This is a genomic window from Priestia sp. USM5, assembly GCF_058323215.1.
In genome coordinates this window covers 2,991,076-3,007,820 of sequence record NZ_JBSGKN010000001.1, presented here as the reverse complement: position 1 = coordinate 3,007,820, position 16,745 = coordinate 2,991,076, and the positions used below count along the sequence as shown (strand labels likewise).

Genomic DNA, 16,745 nt, shown 5'->3' with positions numbered 1-16,745 from the left:
CTTAAAAAGAATGTAACAGGTAAAGCTTACTTTAATGTATAGCGGGGGATACAAAGGAAAATGATTAAGTAAATACAAATTAAAGGAAAACGAAAAGAGAATTACAGAAAAAAAACAGCTCTTGAAAAGGCTCTATAGATACTAATAGCAGCATTTTTACATAATAAATAAGAAAAAGTTTTATAAAATCCTTGCGTTAAAGCTGACTTTAGGAGATAAGCTATTACTGTACCAGCTAACACAGCGAAAAACAGCAGGTCATAGACTTGCTTTCTCACTAAAGGTAGAAATCAGTTAAAACAGAAAGGATGAATGTTTATTATGTCTAACACAAAAGGTAAAGTTGTCATTATTACAGGTGCTTCTAGCGGAATCGGCGAAGCAACAGCAAAAGAGCTTTCAGCAAAAGGAGCAAAGCTTGTTTTAGCAGCTCGTCGTGAAGATCGTTTGAAAGCATTACAAGAAGATATCAAAGCAAACGGCGGAGAAGCAATCTACAAAGTAGTAGACGTAACGTCTCACGAACAAATGCAAGAGCTAGCACAAGATGCGCTTTCAGCATTTGGACGTATTGATGTGCTTGTGAACAACGCGGGTCTTATGCCATTATCTCTTCTACGCAACCAAAAAGTAGATGAGTGGAATACAATGATTGATGTGAACATTAAAGGTGTTCTTTACGGAATCTCAGCAGTTCTTCCAGCAATGAGAGAACAAAAAGACGGACATGTGATTAACTTGTCTTCAGTAGCTGGACACGCAGTAGGTGCTGGAAGTGCCGTGTACAGTGCAACCAAATTTGCGGTTAAAGCGATCACAGAAGGTCTTCGTCTAGAAGAATCAGCTGGCGGAAGCAACATTCGTGCAACGAACATTTCTCCAGGAGCGATTGCAACAGAACTAAAAGAAACAATCACGGATACAGATTTAAAATCAGGTATCGATGAATTCTATAAAGGTGCGATTGAAGTAGAAAGCATCGCACGCGCGATTGCGTTTGCGATCGAAGAGCCAGCTGGTGTGGCAGTAAACGAAATGATCATTCGTCCTGTACATCAAGAATGGTAATTTGAGGATCCTATTAAGTCAAAAGTTGTCCAGAGAGTAACCTCACTCTTTGGACAGCTTTTTCTATTTGTACCATTGATACGCATATGAAGAAAATAGGAGTGAAATCACATGTCTTATACAATGAGAGACATGCAAGAAAAAACGGGGCTGTCTGCTCCTACATTGCGCTACTACGAAAAGGAAGGTATTTTACCCTTTGTTGAACGAAACGAACATGACCAGCGCCTATACACTGATCAGAATATTGAGTGGGTTAAGTTTATTTTAGCTTTACGCGCAACTGGGATGCCTCTTGCTGAAATCAAGCAATATGTAGAGTCATATAAAAAAGGCGAAAGTACAATCAGCGAACGTAGAAACATGATGCTTCAGCATAAAAAGAAAGTAGAAGCAGATATGTCGCAAACTTATCTCCACCTAGAACGAATTAATTATAAACTTGCCCTGTATGATACGTTGGAAGCTGGTTTAAACAATAAACAAATAAAAATTTAAATGCTGACAACAGAGAATCCTGTTTATAAACAAACTATAAAGGTGTTAAAAACTGCGAAACAAATAAAAGAAGATAACTGAATAGTTATCTTCTTTTATTTGTTCTATTTTAGTATGTACTGCTTAAATAAAGAGCCACATCGCGAATGGCTTTATCAGTTTCACTTTCTATTAACTCTCTGTCCTTTGTATACGAATAAAGAGTATCGCCGTGAAGAAGGTGGTCTGATAAATTCAACAAGCCCACAGCGCGCTTGTTGAATTTATGAGCAATCGCTAAAGTGGTAGCTGTCTCCATATCCACGCCGAGAAAATCTGCAAGTGACCATTCTTTTACCATATTATGCGTCTCCATAAGCATGGCACCCATACTGACCACATGTCCTTTAATATAGCTGTAGCCTTTTTGTTCACAATATCTGCAGGCGGCTTCCACTAGCTCTTTGTCAGCTTCTACAAGCGTTTGGTCTGGTAAATACCAGTGCGATACGCCGTCTTGCATTTGTGCTGCAGATACAATTAAAATATCTCCATATTGTATAGTGGAAGATAAGCCTCCAAAATATCCCGTTTGAATAAATAGATCGGTTCCGCTGCCGGCAAATTGATGTACGATGTTTGATGCCATTGGACTGCCGTACACATTCGCAAACCCTATATTTCTGTTTTTGAACTTACCTATCACCGTGTTCCATTTAGGCATATGAACATTGGTAGATAAAATCTCTTTCCATAAGCTTAGATTATCTTGGAATCCCCACTCACCATGAATAATAAATGCATTAGGCAGCTCTTTTTCTGATAGCTTTAATACGTTTAGCCAATCTTCTTTTTCAAAATCTCCGTACAGTTTCATATCGTTCTCCTTACTTTTTACATTTAGACTAGTTGGAGAAGAATTCTTCATTTCTATCTTTTATTCCTTTAATTTTTAAAACGAACAAATACAAAATAAATGACGGTTCTGATTTAGAAATGAAGAATTGCGTGCTTTTTTGCGTGTTTTTCGACAAATATTTATGACTAAAAAAGGAATTCACTAATAATAAAAGAACTTTTTTACTAACCATTATTTAAATTAGATAAAGCTGTGAGAAAAGATCCGTCCAGTTAATGAATGGATAAGAGGAGGGAATTACAGGTGTCACATCATTTTCCTGTCATTAAAACAAAAAGACTTGTACTAAGGGAAATTGTAGCAGAAGACGCAAGCAATATTTTAAAATACCTATCCGACAAAGAAGTAATGAAACACTACGGTCTAGAGCCTTTTACAACGGTTGAAGATGCTTTAAATGAGATTGCGTGGTATAAATCAATCTTAAACAAAAGATCTGGAATAAGATGGGGCATTACTCTTAAAGAACAAGACGACATTATTGGCAGCTGCGGGTTTCTTAATCGAGTTCATGACCATTACCGTACGGAAATTGGTTATGAATTAGCCAGAGACTACTGGGGAAATGGAATTGCTAATGAGGCATTGGGCGCGGTCATAAAATATGGGTTTACACATTTTAATTTGCGGAGAATCGAAGCTTTGATAGAGCCTGCTAATGCTGCTTCACAAAAATTAATAAAAAAGCACGGTTTTATAAAAGAAGGCCTATTAAGAAGCTATGAATTTACGTGTGGAAAATTTGATGATTTGTACATGTACTCTTTATTAAAACAAGATTTTGACAGGCTTCAACCACATGAAGAGAATATCTAGACATCGTTATTAAAAATACGAATAGCACAATGACAGATAAGGGGAAAATGTATGGCCCATTTTAATGTTGATATTGTTCACTATCATCCACAATTTGCTGAGGCAACGGTAAAAATGTGGAGAGATAGTAAAGAAAAAGCGATTGGACAAAAGGAAATGCACAGTTTTGACCGTCATATTTATTTTTTAGATCATATATTGTCAGCACACTATAAAGTTGAATTAGCGTTAATAGATGAACAAATAGTAGGAATGGTCGCCTATAACGCTGATGAAATTAACCAGCTGTACATTCATATAGATTATCAAGGAGGAGGAATCGGACAGCGATTGCTTGAAAGAGCCAAAACAGAATCAAATGGAAAATTAACATTACGTACATTTGAACAAAATAAAAACGCACAGCGATTTTACGAAAAACACGGCTTCAGTATTATAAAAAGAGGAGGTGAAAACGAAGAGAAACTACCCGATATTACATATGAATGGACAAATAAATGAAAAATACGTAATTCGGATGAAGGAGCGGTTATTTTGAATAAGTTAGCATATGAAACATAACAACGCTGCCTGTATGTTCGTGGCCCGCCTTTTACTAGTTTAGGATAGATGATTAATGCTGACTGACTATTAAAAGGAGGATTTTAACATGATAACGGACAAACATTTTTTAAATGCTGTAAACAATACAAATGTTGATTTTACTGGATGGGATTTTTCTATTATTACTCGTACTGGTCGTATGGATAGCGATATGCTTTCGTGGTCATACGGAAGTGAAGCTTTTCGCCTTATTCAAAACTCTAATGCTGCTTTAGATATGGGAACAGGAGGAGGAGAGTTTTTATCTTTGTTACAACCTTTTCCTCGCGTTATGTATGCTACCGAAGGATACAAACCTAACGTTCCAATCGCTAAAAAACGGTTAGAGCCATTTGGTGTCACAGTTGTTGAACGAACTGAAAACGAGAATCTACCGTTTAAAGATGGTACATTTGATTTAATTTTGAACCAGCACGAAGCTTTTTGTGCTTCTGAAGTGAGAAGGATTTTGTCTAAGGGAGGCACGTTTTTCACTCAGCAAGTGGGAGGATTGGACTGTTCACGAATCAATGAATGTATAGGGGTTCCGATAAATAAAGAGTTTTGTAATTGGAATTTAAAGAAAGCAATAGAAGAGCTCAAACAAAATTCTTTTAACATCATCTTTTGCAAGGAAGAGTTTCCTGTGCAGAGATTTTATGATATTGGGGCGCTAGTTTTTTATCTAAATGCAATTCCTTGGCAAGTTCCTAATTTTGATATAGAAACACATATCGGCGGATTGTATAATATCCATCAAATTATACAGTCTCAAGGGTTTTTCGACGTAGAACAACATCGTTTTATTATTAAAGCTGAGGCAAAAAAATAGAGTAATCACACACAGAAGGCGGATCTCTAACTGGAGATCCGCTTTTTGTGCATGAAAACCATGATATAGACAGAATTAGTTACGTAATGGAACGTTTATGATCTTTAATATGATTTTTTAATGTATGAGATGTTGGTAATATGCAGTCTACTGCTTTTTGAGTAATGGGCATAAAGAAATTAAGCAGCACGCCGCCTAAACACACGGTTAATAACGTTCCAACACCAATTGGTCCGTTTAAAAATATTGCGACTAGTAAAAATGTGAGGTAAATAAATGTTCTTGAAAGAAATAAATTGGTTTTAGCTAGTTTTTGTATGATTAATGTTAAGCGGTCAATTGGAATAGGTGCAAAATTTGTATGTAAATAGGCTGAGGTTCCTACTCCTATAATGATTAAACCGATTCCGAAACAACATACTTTGCTGTACCAACTTTCGAACGTAATCCAATTCTTTAAGAAAAAAAGCCATATATCGATACTAAGACCTGTTATGAATGCCGTTAACAGTCCCAGTATTTCTGGCTTTTGTTTGCTTAAAAGAGAATTACCACAAATTAAAATACAGGCAAGTATAATCTCCCAGCTTCCAACGCTAAGACCTACGTTTAGTGACAGTCCAACCAACAGTGCATCAAAAGGTGAAGCTCCTAGGTCAGATTGTATCGTTAAAGCAATTCCAAGAGTTAATAGTAAAATTCCTCCTGCATAAACAACATACTTCACTGTCATCATCCTTTTTGTTATTTTTTGTTGCAAATGCAACTATTTTGAGATACATTAAATGTAGATTATTTTTATTGTATTTGCAACAAAAATATGTATAAAGGAGATATTTTATGAGTGAAATTCTGCGTGAAATTGGCATGATAGCAAGAGCATTGGATTCAATTAGTAATATAGAATTTAAAGAATATGACCTGACAAAAGGGCAGTATTTGTATTTGGTGCGAATATGTGAAAATCCAGGAATCATTCAGGAAAAGTTAGCTGAAATGATAAAAGTAGATCGCACAACAGCGGCTCGGGCTATAAAAAAGCTTGAAATGAATGGTTTTATTGAAAAGAAAGATGATCCCCATAATAAAAAAAATAAAAACCTTTTTCCTACTGAAAAAGGGAAGAACGTATACCCGTTTATAAAAAGAGAAAATGATTATTCGAATAAAGTGGCATTAGAAGGTTTTACCCAGGAAGAAGCAGATACCATTCTTAAGCTAGTTCAAAGAGTAAGAAAAAATATCGAAACAGACTGGGAGTTTGTCAAAAAAGGAAACAAGAGAAATTATTGATGATATAAAGGAGAGGCGCATGTCAGTGATGATGCATATAAAAAAGTGTATTCTTGAAGATGTATATGATCTTCAAGACGTTAGCTATAAAACGTTTTATGAGACATTTAAAGATCAGAATTCACAAGAAAATATGACAGCTTATTTAGAAAAAGCATTTACAATCGAACAGCTAGAAAAAGAACTATCCAATACGTCCTCGCAATTCTTTTTTATGTATGTTAATCATGAAATTGCAGGTTATTTAAAGGTTAATATGAATGACGCTCAGTCTGAAGAGATGGGGGAAGAAGCGCTTGAAATTGAAAGAATTTATATAGGTAACAGCTTTCAAAAACAAGGACTTGGTAAACATTTATTTAATAAAGCAGTAGAGATAGCAACGACATTTAATAAAAAGAAAATTTGGTTAGGCGTATGGGAAAAAAATAAAAATGCGATTGCTTTTTACAAGAAACAGGGATTTGTTCAAATTGGATCTCACTCATTTTATATGGGAGACGAAGAACAAATAGATCTCATCATGGTTAAAACACTTTTTTTATAGTTTTAAAAAATAAGGATTATTCACTAATTTAACTGGTAGAGGATAATCCTTATTGCATACAGAGACTTTATGCTTTTTTTCAAAGCAGATGCTTTTAGGGGAAGCAGTAAGCAAACTAATATGGTTGCTGTGCCAACACATAGGAGAATAAAATTAATGTCACATGCTTACCAAAACGTTGGCTTCTTTCATTTTGGAAATTACATTTTTACTTTAATTCTATTTGAAACAACACAAACTAATTAGACATATATCGAATTATAAGGCTTAAAAAATGAACGTTTTTACGTCCACTTTAATAAATAACGGGCCACATCTCTTTCGGATTTAACTCGTATTCTCCATTTTGCCTATACATAAAATGCTGCATAATTAACTCTCTGCGAATCGTTGCATAATCTTCATGATATTTTTTAATATGTTCATTTAATTCTTTTTCTGGATACGTTTTTCCGTGCTGTAAATCACGTATTAAATAGGCTAATATTACGTTCTTTTTCTTTCTTTGACTTGGAATAATTTTTAAAGTACCGTCACTATTTATAAAGTTTTTAACAATAGATAATTTGTCTTTATCCTGTAAATGGTTGTCTTGATTTTCCATCGAATCCTCTCCAATACTTAAAATAGCCTTCGAGTTATATTCAAGTCTTTCAAGGTCTAGATAAAAATAAATAATGTTTCCTTGTCTTCTTTGATAAACAATTCCTACATCTCTTAGCTTTGAAATATGATGAGTAATAGTTGAAGGCTGTAACCCCAGTTTGTAAGCAATTGCTTGCCCGTGAAGAGGCCCTTTTTTTAATAGTGAAATAATTCTAATCCTGGTAGGATCACCAACGGCTTTATGATAATTAACCAACTTATCTAATTGCATAGCTTAATACCTTCTCCCTCTAATTCGATATACATCTAATTTGATATTAATCGAATTGGGTGTACATGTCAAAAAAATATTTAAAGTGAAGACTTGTCACACTGCATATAAAAAACCGGCTCCGTCTAATCTTTAAAGTGTAAAAAAGATCCTGTTTCTCTATATAATTCAACTATTATTTTCACCTGTTCTTTTTATTAGTAAGAAAAAGTTACCATGTTTTCATCAAATAATACCGGGGAACATATTCAAAGAGATAAATGAATTATTAATGATACATGTATGTAAATAATAAATGAAAAAGGAATGAGTAAATCATGGCAGGAAATTCAAAAGTTTTAATGGTTGTTACAAATGGACATACGATGGAAAATGGAGAGCTTGCTGGAATTTGGCTTACAGAATTCTCTGAAGCATATTTAGAATTTAAAAAAGAAGGATACGAAGTAGTCGTAGCAAGTCCAAAAGGCGGAAAATCACCTGTGGATCCTAACAGCTTAACAGATGATGTGACGGACGAAGACAAAGAAGCAGGAAAACTTTTAGAGATTACAAAATCATTAGCTGAAGTAAGTTCACAAGAATTTGCAGGTATGTTTGTACCTGGAGGGCACGGAACAATGTTTGACTTTCCAGACGATACGCACTTACATCGTTTGCTAACAGAATTTGCTGAAGACGACAAGCTAATTGCAGCGGTATGCCACGGACCGGCAGCTCTTGTAGGCGGAAAGCTTAAAAACGGTGAGCCGATTGTAAAAGGAAAACGTATTACAGCGTTTACTGATTCAGAAGAGAAAGATACAACGTTAGATAAATACATGCCGTTTCTTCTTGAAACAAAGCTTCGTGAGCTAGGCGCCGAGTTTATTGCAAAAGATAATTGGAGCGATCATATTGAAGTAGACGGAAAGCTTTTAACAGGACAAAATCCGCAGTCTACAATCAGCCTAGCAAAAGAATTTGTGCGTGCTTTAAACGCGTAAAAGTATGTATAGCCTTAATGGGGATGTCTCATGAGTGTTTGAGACATCCCCATTTCTTTAGGGTGAAATAAAATGAGAATTAAGGAAAACAAAAAGGGCGGCTATCTAAATAGCTGCCCTTTTATTTATTAGAAGATTTATTTCTGAAAATGTATGTAGTAATTCCTGTCACAATGATAACAGCCACAATACAAATGATCAGACGAACAATCTGTGTCACAAAAATATTATCTGCAATACTCATGTGTTTCGTTAAAATTAACGTTCCATAAGCAGCTAAAACAGATAAAAACATATTGACGATTCGTTGAGCCATGTTGTCGTTACTCCTTTCGTTCCACTACTTTACACTTTAACATATGTATTCACTGTAAAGAATAGCGAATTACAAGTATGTCAGAAAATCAGCACTCTCGTAAAAGATTCCACACGTAAGGAAGTAGCTGATATCATATTAGTTATGACGACTAAACGCAGTTCAGAGAAGGAAATGAGCTTTCTTTAGTCGAATTTAACATGCTTATATTCTTTTTTAGATAGGTGGGAAAAGCTTGTTTGATAAATTGAAAAAGCTATTTATGGATAAACAGGGTCAGGAAGCAGATGACAAATACATTCTAGTCCCTGAGAGTGAAATAAATGAGAATTTAAAAAGAGAGATAGTGAAGTTGGAAGAAGTAGGAGAGGCATACAGCGAAAGTCTTCAGCACAAATATAGAAATAAATTTGAACATGATGGTAAGCAGAACTTAAAAATATGGGTGTGTCGAGATATTGATGGCGACCAACTACCAAATCTAAGTTCGGAGCAGTTTCTAGAAAAAGAATATCGTTCCCAAGTTGCGATAAACTTTGATGGATTTACAGATGAAGAAGATGCATACGTTCATTACCTTCAATTATGGTATTACTTTGGTGGGTATTTTAAAGGGACAGGTGCTTTGTATGATTTGTCAAAAAATCATTTAGAAACAGATATTGAAGAAAAGTTAGAAGAATTACTGAAACAGCTATAACCTTTTAGCATAGAGATTATGTGTTAGCACACAGGGGGAAGGAAGATGAGGGGTCGTCCAGAGTTAGAAATAGAAAGGGAAAAAGTTTATAAAACGAAAAAAAACCCTAACGGAACATTTATAGCGCGAATTATTCAAGTGCCTAAGGAAGAAAATATGTTAGATTTCATGTTGGAAATCAAACACTTAAGGAAAAAGGAACTTACTTATAAAAATCTATTAGTAACGACTGAAAACTGGTATGATTCTTTTCGTCTTGCTAGAGGAGATCTGAAATGGGTATCTTTGCATACAGTAGCTGTGTGGGACTGGTTGGGACATAAATTAGTTGAGGTAGCAGCCCCAACCGGTAAGGAAAATTATCGTATTTCAGATGACCACTGTTCAGCTTACCGAGAAAAGCAATAATGACGATATAGTAAGGAGAAAACGAATGAAAAAGCATTGCTGCGATTATATGAATTATCATGTGAACTTTACGTGTGATATTCATAGTGATCCATTTGAGTGTCCAGATAATCTTATCTTATTCGATAAAACGAACAAGGAATACGGTTTAATTATCCATGATGGTGGCTCATCCACTATTGAGATTTCATTTTGTCCATGGTGTGGTAAGAAACTTTAACTTAAGTATGAAGGGGGACTCTCTTCACTCTCGGAATGGGGGATTATACTTGATCTTACGTTATCTAGCTATGTTATCAGGATTGGGAATAGCTTTATTAAACCTTTTTGACCCTTTACATCAAGGGATTACGCGCTGGTTAATGGTTATCTGTGGCTTGTTGATTTTTATTAGCCATTTAAAATTCATCGTAGATAAGAAGTCAAAAAGAATAGATAATCAAAAGAAGACCTACTAATAAGATTTTCTTTTGATTTAGTCCTGTTGTTAAACGGTGTTATGTAAACGAAAAACTTATTGAATATGTGGGAGAGAAATAAAAAAGAAAAATATATGTTATAATAATCATAAATATCCAAAAAAAGGAACTAATTGTTGTGGTCAATCGTAAATTTAATTCTCTATTTATCATCTATCCTATCGTTTTCTTTGTAGTGCGTACTGTTTTTTCTTTTGTGAAAAATAGCGCTGGAGAATCCGTTTATGAGACATTAGCTATACTTGCCATGTATTACTTTGCAGTTAGTGTTTTCTATTCGATTGACTTGTATATGCAAAAGAAAAATACGTAATAGATTAAAAATGCCAAGAGTCAGAGTAAAAACAAACGATATAAAGGAGTCTAACAGTGCGCATTAAGAATTATTTTTTGTTTATCTTTCCACTCATTTTACTATTATTAGCAAGCTGTGATCCATCTTTTACGCCTAAAGAAAAATACTATTCAAGCACCAAAAGCACAAACCTTGAATTAGAAAACGTTAAATCAGTATCAATAGGCAGTGCTAAATATGACGTAGCAAGTTTTTTGAAGAAGAAACCAAAATTTATAGAGGTTACGGAGAAACCGCCGTATACTACCTACATTTACGGAAAAAGTACAGAAAAGTATGATGTTGAATTTAAAATTGTAGATAATAAAGTCAGTAGGTATGACTTTATTAGCAGCAAGTATGGTACGGAAAAGGGCATACATACTGGTGACAGCAAAAAAGATGTCATTATGGCATATGGAGAAAATTATTACGAAAGAGAAGATACCGGAGCAACAATAATAGGGTATTTTGATAAAATTCATAAACTCAATATTGAGTTTTCTTTAGATGATAAGGACAAAGTTGGAGGGGTTTTGGTTCAAAAATTAAATAATTAAGATGAGTAATAATCATTTATTTGCAAAATGAAATATATTGACTAGTAAATTTCAAATAATAGTAATAGAGGAGAATATGCTGATGCTTGGGGAAACATTTACATTATTAAGGCCTATTTATTACCTGATCGCAGTTTTTTCAGTATGCAATTTGGTGTATATAATTTTCTTGAGAAATAAAGTCAAAGCAAGTAGTTATGTAATCGTCAATTCTTTTTTCTTTTTAATAATTGCAGCAGCCTTATTGTTTCAAGAAGGCATCATTGTAGATGAATTTAATCGTTCAGGTGATTCTGTAACCTTTTATTTAACGATGTTATTGGGCTTTTTGTTTATAGCTAGTTTCATTTTTCAAAGAAAGAAAATGAGAGATAAAAATTGAAGTAAATAAATATAATCATGTTTGCTGTAACTTTCAATATTTGCTCTTTTATGTAAATTGAGTGTTAGGGCGACCAATCTACAACAAATAAAGGGAAAGGATTTTTCTATTGAGCAACTTTATTAAAGTAGTACCGTCAACTTTTATACTTCTCTACATAGTATTCTTCTTTTTAAATATTTCGTATCGTTACGGTGTTTCTTATTTATACAGCTTTTTTCTTTTTTTGTTTTTGTCGTTAATATCTGTAGTTTTATGTTTAGTAATATGGTTTAAGAATAAGGAACGTCTTTTTCTATTTTTGACCGTCGTTTCAATCCTCCAACTTATGTTTACTGTTTTTATTTATCTTTTACCAGAAGCAGGAACCAAACCATTGATCTATGAAAAAGCAATTATAAAAGAAGAGGTTTTAAATAAATAAGCTTACACAAAAAAACTTCAAGAATGTGTATCTAGTATAAGGCTATTAAAGAGATCCCCTTAAATAAAGAGGATCTCTTTGATGTAGGTGTTTGTAATAGTAATTATATTAACTAGAGCTGTATACTTTTTCATTAAAAAGCGTTGTTTCATACTTATTAAAAAAAGAAATGTGTACAGTTAGTTGAGGAAAAGAGATCTGTCACTATAGGTTTCTTTCTTTGCTTCTAAAAAACCATTATTTTATATTTTAACCATAATATGTTATAATGTTTTAAAAATGGTGGTGTGACAATGAGCGAAGATAAAGAAACACCTGAAAGAAGAAGAGAGAGATTAAAACACGAAGAGGTAAAAAGAAATCCAGCTGGGAATATGAACGATGCATTTAATAGAAATGAAGCTGGAAATCTATCTGGTTTAGCAGGCAGCTTAGGATGGAAGGGTCTTGGTGTACTTATTACTGTAATGATTATAGGTTTTATCATTGCGTCACTATTTTTAAAATAATATCAGGTTTATAAATTAAGAGTACTGGAGGCGCTTTTTTGAAAAACTATGCAGTGTTTATTGGTAGTTTTATATTGTTGCTATTTGCTTTTCAAATTGTTTCTGGTCTATTTCTTACACTTACATATGTACCTGAGACTTCACAGCACTTGAGTAGCTCAACGGTCAGTATTTTTTCTGTTAATTATCCATTTTTAAGTTCGATTATAGCGGCCACTTTTTCATTTATTATTTCAAACAAAGTATGTAAAGTTAAGAAGAGTACCTATAAATAAGTAGGTGCTCTTTTTGTGCTGAGAACAGTGATTACTATTTTTAATAAATCACATATTCCTTTTTATGGCATTGTATATAGATACGTATTAAATACTGTTGAAAGAGGGAGATACTTAATGTTGCAATCACTAATCTTTGATATGGATGGAACGCTGTTTCAAACAGATAAAATTTTAGAATTATCACTTGATGATACCTTTAACCATTTGCGTACACTCAACCAGTGGAATGCTAGTACTCCTGTTGATAAGTATCGTGAAATCATGGGTGTACCGTTACCCAAAGTATGGGAAGCTTTATTACCTACTCATTCAGGTGAAATAAGAAAGTATACGAATGACTATTTTTTGAAAAGCTTAGTTGAGAATATAAAAAAAGGCAAAGGCGCTTTATACCCTAATGTAAAAGAGGTCTTTAGCTATTTAAAAGAAAATAATTGCTCCATTTACATAGCAAGTAACGGTTTGAAGGAATATTTAGAAGCGATTGTAGACCATTACGATTTGGATAAGTGGGTAACAGAAACATTTAGTATTCAACAAATCCAAACGCTCGATAAAGGAGATTTAGTCAAAACGATTATAAAGAAATACGATGTAAAGCACGCAGCAGTAGTGGGAGACCGTCTATCGGATATCAATGCTGCAAAGAATAATGGTTTAATGGCAGTGGGGTGCAATTTTGATTTTGCTCAAGCAGCTGAGCTTGCACAGGCTGATGTGGTAATAGATGATTTAATGGAGTTAAAAAGGATTGTATCCAACATAAATAATAGCTTATCAGTCTAATAGACTGATCCTCGTACATAACCATTATAGATGGTTAATGTCTCAATTATAGACCTAAATCTACTGAAGTTGAAACATAAGTAATGAGCGGTTCCCCTGTAATTTAAAATGTTTACATAATCTTTTCTTGTCATTAATAAATGGTTTACAATACTGAGCTATGCTTAGGTTAAGATTTCCAAAATAGTTTTATAAGAAGGGAGAGTTTGGATTATGACTTCACATATGATTCGTAAATCTGATAGCGCTCACTTATATATTAGAGGATATAAGATAAAATTGTCACTCAGCCAGTGGAAGCTTGTAAGCACTCAGAGATAATGGTTAACCCAACTGTAAAAGAGGAAAACCTCCATCTTAATTTAGATGGGGTTTTTTGCATTTCTTTTAGTAACTTTTTAATTGATTAACTATTTAGACTTTATAATAAAAAAGACTAATAAAAGTTAAAAAATGTAATAAAAAAGAGGAATATTATTTAAGTGAAATTAAAATAAAGCACAACTAAATATGCATTTTTTAAATATTTTACCATTTTTTATTGACCATAAAAATTTAAAAGAATTAAAATAAATATAAAGTAAGTAATTACTTACATTTTTTAAAATTAGTTTGTGGGAGGATGAATATTTTTAATGTATAGCTTAAGTTTTCAAAAGGTGGACGAGGCGAATGAACGAGTTGGAGCAAAAGCTTTAAACCTTATAAAAATGAAAAGAAAAAATTTACCGATTCCAGATGGGTTTGTTATTCAAACGGAAGCTTTAAAGCGATATATCGAATGGAACGGGATTGATCGTCAAACGGATAATATACACGAGAGAATTTTACACGGGGAAATTCCTATTGAAATTGAATCAGATCTCATAGAGGCATTTCGAAACCTAAAGTGCTCTTATACATCGGTAGCTGTTCGTTCATCATCTAGTGCTGAAGATTTAGAAGGTGCATCTTTTGCTGGCCAGTATGAAACCTATCTTAATGTGAAAAGTACCGAGGATTTTTTGAGTAAAGTGAAAGCGTGCTGGGCCTCATTTTTTACTGAAAGAGTCGAACAATATACTCAAAATATGTATGCTAATTTTGACGAAGTTTCAATGGCAGTTGTTGTTCAAGGGTTAATTGAGTCCGAAACATCGGGAGTGATATTCAGTCAAAATCCTGTCACTCATAATACAAAAGAAATGATGATTAATGCCAGCTATGGATTAGGAGAAGCCATTGTATCGGGCTTAGTAACACCTGATGTTTACCTAGTTAATAAACAAACTTTTAAAATAGAGAAAGAAAAAGGGCTAAAGGAAGTAAAGATAATTCCACTTGCTGAAGGCGTTGAAGAAATCGAAACAACGGAAGATGAGCAGCAAAGGTTTTGTTTAACAGACGAGAAAATCATTGAATTGGCCGAAATAACAAAAGAAGTAGAAGCTCTTTACCAACATCCCGTAGACATAGAGTTTGGGGTTCAAGACAATCAAGTATATCTATTACAGGCAAGAGCTATTACCACATTAACAGAGGCCAAAGAATTAACTCCTTTCCAAAAAGATATATCTTTAAGTTTCGACGATATGGAAGAGTTTTGGATTTTAAATGACACAAGTTTTTCTCATGCTGTTAGTCCTTTGTACGCTTCATTTATTATTCCGGCATTTTCTGAAGGAACAGCTGCTAGTTTTAAAAAATTAAAGTTTATGTTTAATAGACTTAATTTAAAACTTTATAAAGGTCATATCTATACAAAAATGGAGCCTTTTAAAGGAGATTCTAATAAAAGATTCCAAGAAAATAAAGAATTGATGGAAGGTATTTATCCAATCCTAACAAAACGAATGAATCAAATGATTACGGAACAATTCTTGCCTTACTATAACAAATTAAATAGTTTTACCTATGAAAGTCTAACCCTTCAGAGAGGAAAAGAGATTCTTCAAAGTTTAGCTGATTTTTATAAAGTGGCATATGATCTGCACTTTGATATTGTTATGCCTCAAATGTCTTTAAATACTATAGTTGAAGAGTACTATAAAAACCTTACAAATAAAAAATCCGGACACGATGTTTATGAGCTATTGACGGGGAAAATGAACAAATCGTTGGAAACTGATCAGGAGCTTTCTAGACTTGCTTTAACAGTTAAAGGCAATGCGGAACTTACTAAGATCTTCGAAGAAGAATGTACAGAAACTTTAGTGAAAAAGTTAGAGGAAAGTGAAGCAGGAAAAAGCTTTATGGCTGAATTAAATACTTTTCTAAAACAGTATGGATATCGAAACGTTGTAAGTCACGATTTTGTAGGAGAAACTTGGCTAGAGAATCCTCTTCACGCATTATCAATTATTCAAGGGTATGTTAAAGACAATTACAACTTTGATGAGAATTTCAAACAAACGGTCAAAAAACGTGAACAGAACTATAATGAACTCCTTGAACAGATAGCGGATAGCAAACATAAAGAAGAGTTTGAAAAATATTATCAGTGGGCATTAGATGCATCCGTTATAAGAGATGATCATCATTTTTATATCGATGCAATGTTGGATGCAAAAGCTCGTTTATTCCTACTTAAGCTAGGTAATTTACTAGTTAATCATCATGTTTTTCTAGTGAAAGAAGATATTTTCTTCTTATATCTTGATGAACTAGAGTCTCTTTTAGAAAATCCAGTAGACATGACCCAATTAATTGAGAAACGTAAAGAAGAACATGTAGAACATGAGCAAACGTCTAATTTACCTAGATACTTCGGAGTCCCTGAAGCAGCTCAGCTGAAAGAAGCTGAGAAATATATGGGAGCTATTGAGGAAGATGACGCGAACAGCGAACATTCTATTAAAGGGTTAGCATCTTCTTCAGGCATCTATACCGGAAAAGTAAAAGTTATTTCAAACACAAAGGAATTTTACAAGTTAGAAAAAGGGGACGTTTTAGTATGTAAGACCACTACTCCACTTTGGACTACTTTATTTCAAACTGCGGGGGCTGTTATCACCGACGCTGGAGGTATTCTTTCTCATTCAGCAATAATTGCACGTGAATATGAAATTCCTGCAGTAGTTGGTACGAAAATAAGTACGGATAAGCTAAAAGATGGCGATATGGTTATGGTCGATGGTACGAATGGAATTGTGACGCTTTTAAATGAATAAATAATTCTCTTCGCTTCCATTTG

Annotated in this window: 22 protein-coding genes; 18 read left to right on the top strand and 4 right to left on the bottom strand. The window is 33.7% G+C overall.

Features of this window, described 5'->3' with window-relative positions; genetic code table 11:
- Nucleotides 1-321 precede the first annotated feature (321 nt).
- Both ACWATA_RS16245 and ACWATA_RS16240 read left to right on the top strand, forming a co-directional pair.
- The gene (locus tag ACWATA_RS16245) at nucleotides 322-1,068 is read left to right on the top strand and encodes an SDR family oxidoreductase (protein ID WP_098113404.1); all 747 of its coding nucleotides are present in this window, start codon (nucleotides 322-324) and stop codon (nucleotides 1,066-1,068) included.
- Between the two features lie 111 nt (nucleotides 1,069-1,179).
- The gene (locus tag ACWATA_RS16240) at nucleotides 1,180-1,566 is read left to right on the top strand and encodes a MerR family transcriptional regulator (RefSeq protein ID WP_033578534.1); all 387 of its coding nucleotides are present in this window, start codon (nucleotides 1,180-1,182) and stop codon (nucleotides 1,564-1,566) included.
- A gap of 109 nt (nucleotides 1,567-1,675) precedes the next feature.
- Here ACWATA_RS16240 and ACWATA_RS16235 read toward each other — a convergent pair whose 3' ends face one another.
- Nucleotides 1,676-2,422 carry a phosphorylase family protein gene (locus ACWATA_RS16235; RefSeq protein WP_033578535.1) on the bottom strand — a complete coding sequence of 249 codons (747 nt, stop codon included), beginning with the start codon at nucleotides 2,420-2,422 and terminating at the stop codon, nucleotides 1,676-1,678.
- A gap of 285 nt (nucleotides 2,423-2,707) precedes the next feature.
- Here ACWATA_RS16235 and ACWATA_RS16230 point away from each other — a divergent pair, with 285 nt between their 5' ends.
- From ACWATA_RS16230 to ACWATA_RS16220, 3 genes are all read left to right on the top strand, one after another.
- Nucleotides 2,708-3,280, top strand: a complete 573-nt coding sequence (locus ACWATA_RS16230) for a GNAT family N-acetyltransferase (RefSeq protein ID WP_098627314.1) — start codon at nucleotides 2,708-2,710, stop codon at nucleotides 3,278-3,280.
- Between the two features lie 51 nt (nucleotides 3,281-3,331).
- Nucleotides 3,332-3,781, top strand: a complete 450-nt coding sequence (locus ACWATA_RS16225) for a GNAT family N-acetyltransferase (RefSeq protein WP_033578537.1) — start codon at nucleotides 3,332-3,334, stop codon at nucleotides 3,779-3,781.
- A 148-nt stretch (nucleotides 3,782-3,929) separates the two neighbouring features.
- Nucleotides 3,930-4,694: a class I SAM-dependent methyltransferase gene (locus ACWATA_RS16220; RefSeq protein WP_155010263.1), complete on the top strand. Its 765-nt coding sequence runs from the start codon at nucleotides 3,930-3,932 to the stop codon at nucleotides 4,692-4,694.
- 79 nt (nucleotides 4,695-4,773) lie between these two features.
- Here ACWATA_RS16220 and ACWATA_RS16215 read toward each other — a convergent pair whose 3' ends face one another.
- Nucleotides 4,774-5,421, bottom strand: a complete 648-nt coding sequence (locus tag ACWATA_RS16215; RefSeq protein ID WP_473049977.1) for a YczE/YyaS/YitT family protein — start codon at nucleotides 5,419-5,421, stop codon at nucleotides 4,774-4,776.
- A 113-nt stretch (nucleotides 5,422-5,534) separates the two neighbouring features.
- Here ACWATA_RS16215 and ACWATA_RS16210 point away from each other — a divergent pair, with 113 nt between their 5' ends.
- Nucleotides 5,535-5,987, top strand: a complete 453-nt coding sequence (locus tag ACWATA_RS16210) for a MarR family winged helix-turn-helix transcriptional regulator (RefSeq protein WP_473049976.1) — start codon at nucleotides 5,535-5,537, stop codon at nucleotides 5,985-5,987.
- A 19-nt stretch (nucleotides 5,988-6,006) separates the two neighbouring features.
- Nucleotides 6,007-6,534: a spermidine/spermine N(1)-acetyltransferase gene (gene paiA / locus ACWATA_RS16205; protein WP_033578540.1), complete on the top strand. Its 528-nt coding sequence runs from the start codon at nucleotides 6,007-6,009 to the stop codon at nucleotides 6,532-6,534.
- A gap of 295 nt (nucleotides 6,535-6,829) precedes the next feature.
- Here the strand turns inward: paiA and ACWATA_RS16200 are convergent, their stop codons facing one another.
- Entirely contained in the window at nucleotides 6,830-7,411 is a 582-nt protein-coding gene (locus ACWATA_RS16200) for a DUF2087 domain-containing protein (RefSeq protein WP_028413907.1), read from the bottom strand.
- A gap of 317 nt (nucleotides 7,412-7,728) precedes the next feature.
- Here ACWATA_RS16200 and ACWATA_RS16195 point away from each other — a divergent pair, with 317 nt between their 5' ends.
- On the top strand, nucleotides 7,729-8,397 hold the full coding sequence (locus tag ACWATA_RS16195; protein ID WP_473049975.1) for a type 1 glutamine amidotransferase domain-containing protein: 669 nt from the start codon (nucleotides 7,729-7,731) through the stop codon (nucleotides 8,395-8,397).
- A 121-nt stretch (nucleotides 8,398-8,518) separates the two neighbouring features.
- Here the strand turns inward: ACWATA_RS16195 and ACWATA_RS16190 are convergent, their stop codons facing one another.
- The gene (locus ACWATA_RS16190) at nucleotides 8,519-8,713 is read right to left on the bottom strand and encodes a hypothetical protein (protein ID WP_013056341.1); all 195 of its coding nucleotides are present in this window, start codon (nucleotides 8,711-8,713) and stop codon (nucleotides 8,519-8,521) included.
- Nucleotides 8,714-8,948: 235 nt separating this feature from the next.
- Here ACWATA_RS16190 and ACWATA_RS16185 point away from each other — a divergent pair, with 235 nt between their 5' ends.
- The 10 genes from ACWATA_RS16185 to ACWATA_RS16140 all read left to right on the top strand — a co-directional run bounded on the left by ACWATA_RS16185 (nucleotide 8,949) and on the right by ACWATA_RS16140 (nucleotide 16,722).
- Nucleotides 8,949-9,413 carry a hypothetical protein gene (locus ACWATA_RS16185; protein ID WP_367032735.1) on the top strand — a complete coding sequence of 155 codons (465 nt, stop codon included), beginning with the start codon at nucleotides 8,949-8,951 and terminating at the stop codon, nucleotides 9,411-9,413.
- 45 nt (nucleotides 9,414-9,458) lie between these two features.
- On the top strand, nucleotides 9,459-9,821 hold the full coding sequence (locus ACWATA_RS16180) for a hypothetical protein (protein ID WP_028413904.1): 363 nt from the start codon (nucleotides 9,459-9,461) through the stop codon (nucleotides 9,819-9,821).
- Nucleotides 9,787-10,041, top strand: a complete 255-nt coding sequence (locus tag ACWATA_RS16175) for a DUF6980 family protein (protein ID WP_430050865.1) — start codon at nucleotides 9,787-9,789, stop codon at nucleotides 10,039-10,041. Before ACWATA_RS16180 ends, ACWATA_RS16175 begins: the two co-directional genes overlap by 35 nt.
- 49 nt (nucleotides 10,042-10,090) lie before the next feature.
- Nucleotides 10,091-10,279 (top strand): hypothetical protein, encoded by a 189-nt coding sequence (locus ACWATA_RS16170; protein WP_376185209.1) that lies wholly within the window; start codon nucleotides 10,091-10,093, stop codon nucleotides 10,277-10,279.
- Between the two features lie 139 nt (nucleotides 10,280-10,418).
- Entirely contained in the window at nucleotides 10,419-10,613 is a 195-nt protein-coding gene (locus ACWATA_RS16165) for a hypothetical protein (protein WP_430079896.1), read from the top strand.
- Nucleotides 10,614-10,669: 56 nt separating this feature from the next.
- Complete coding sequence (locus tag ACWATA_RS16160) at nucleotides 10,670-11,194, top strand: hypothetical protein (RefSeq protein WP_430079894.1); 525 nt, start codon at nucleotides 10,670-10,672, stop codon at nucleotides 11,192-11,194.
- Between the two features lie 82 nt (nucleotides 11,195-11,276).
- On the top strand, nucleotides 11,277-11,576 hold the full coding sequence (locus ACWATA_RS16155) for a hypothetical protein (RefSeq protein WP_028413899.1): 300 nt from the start codon (nucleotides 11,277-11,279) through the stop codon (nucleotides 11,574-11,576).
- Between the two features lie 717 nt (nucleotides 11,577-12,293).
- On the top strand, nucleotides 12,294-12,509 hold the full coding sequence (locus tag ACWATA_RS16150; RefSeq protein WP_034265158.1) for a DUF6366 family protein: 216 nt from the start codon (nucleotides 12,294-12,296) through the stop codon (nucleotides 12,507-12,509).
- A gap of 392 nt (nucleotides 12,510-12,901) precedes the next feature.
- Nucleotides 12,902-13,573: an HAD hydrolase-like protein gene (locus ACWATA_RS16145; RefSeq protein ID WP_154972761.1), complete on the top strand. Its 672-nt coding sequence runs from the start codon at nucleotides 12,902-12,904 to the stop codon at nucleotides 13,571-13,573.
- A 635-nt stretch (nucleotides 13,574-14,208) separates the two neighbouring features.
- Nucleotides 14,209-16,722: a PEP/pyruvate-binding domain-containing protein gene (locus ACWATA_RS16140; RefSeq protein ID WP_367077345.1), complete on the top strand. Its 2,514-nt coding sequence runs from the start codon at nucleotides 14,209-14,211 to the stop codon at nucleotides 16,720-16,722.
- Nucleotides 16,723-16,745 lie beyond the last annotated feature (23 nt).

Excerpts from the sequence above, each read along its gene's own strand:
- ACWATA_RS16150 (WP_034265158.1), top strand. The coding sequence starts at position 12,294 with ATGAGCGAAGATAAAGAAACACCTGAAAGAAGAAGAGAGAGATTAAAA.
- ACWATA_RS16225 (WP_033578537.1), top strand. The coding sequence starts at position 3,332 with ATGGCCCATTTTAATGTTGATATTGTTCACTATCATCCACAATTTGCT.
- ACWATA_RS16190 (WP_013056341.1), bottom strand. The coding sequence starts at position 8,713 with ATGGCTCAACGAATCGTCAATATGTTTTTATCTGTTTTAGCTGCTTAT.
- ACWATA_RS16155 (WP_028413899.1), top strand. The coding sequence starts at position 11,277 with ATGCTTGGGGAAACATTTACATTATTAAGGCCTATTTATTACCTGATC.
- ACWATA_RS16145 (WP_154972761.1), top strand. The coding sequence starts at position 12,902 with ATGTTGCAATCACTAATCTTTGATATGGATGGAACGCTGTTTCAAACA.
- ACWATA_RS16175 (WP_430050865.1), top strand. The coding sequence starts at position 9,787 with ATGACCACTGTTCAGCTTACCGAGAAAAGCAATAATGACGATATAGTA.
- paiA (WP_033578540.1), top strand. The coding sequence starts at position 6,007 with ATGTCAGTGATGATGCATATAAAAAAGTGTATTCTTGAAGATGTATAT.
- ACWATA_RS16140 (WP_367077345.1), top strand. The coding sequence starts at position 14,209 with ATGTATAGCTTAAGTTTTCAAAAGGTGGACGAGGCGAATGAACGAGTT.
- ACWATA_RS16200 (WP_028413907.1), bottom strand. The coding sequence starts at position 7,411 with ATGCAATTAGATAAGTTGGTTAATTATCATAAAGCCGTTGGTGATCCT.
- ACWATA_RS16240 (WP_033578534.1), top strand. The coding sequence starts at position 1,180 with ATGTCTTATACAATGAGAGACATGCAAGAAAAAACGGGGCTGTCTGCT.
- ACWATA_RS16180 (WP_028413904.1), top strand. The coding sequence starts at position 9,459 with ATGAGGGGTCGTCCAGAGTTAGAAATAGAAAGGGAAAAAGTTTATAAA.
- ACWATA_RS16195 (WP_473049975.1), top strand. The coding sequence starts at position 7,729 with ATGGCAGGAAATTCAAAAGTTTTAATGGTTGTTACAAATGGACATACG.
- ACWATA_RS16235 (WP_033578535.1), bottom strand. The coding sequence starts at position 2,422 with ATGAAACTGTACGGAGATTTTGAAAAAGAAGATTGGCTAAACGTATTA.
- ACWATA_RS16210 (WP_473049976.1), top strand. The coding sequence starts at position 5,535 with ATGAGTGAAATTCTGCGTGAAATTGGCATGATAGCAAGAGCATTGGAT.
- ACWATA_RS16220 (WP_155010263.1), top strand. The coding sequence starts at position 3,930 with ATGATAACGGACAAACATTTTTTAAATGCTGTAAACAATACAAATGTT.
- ACWATA_RS16245 (WP_098113404.1), top strand. The coding sequence starts at position 322 with ATGTCTAACACAAAAGGTAAAGTTGTCATTATTACAGGTGCTTCTAGC.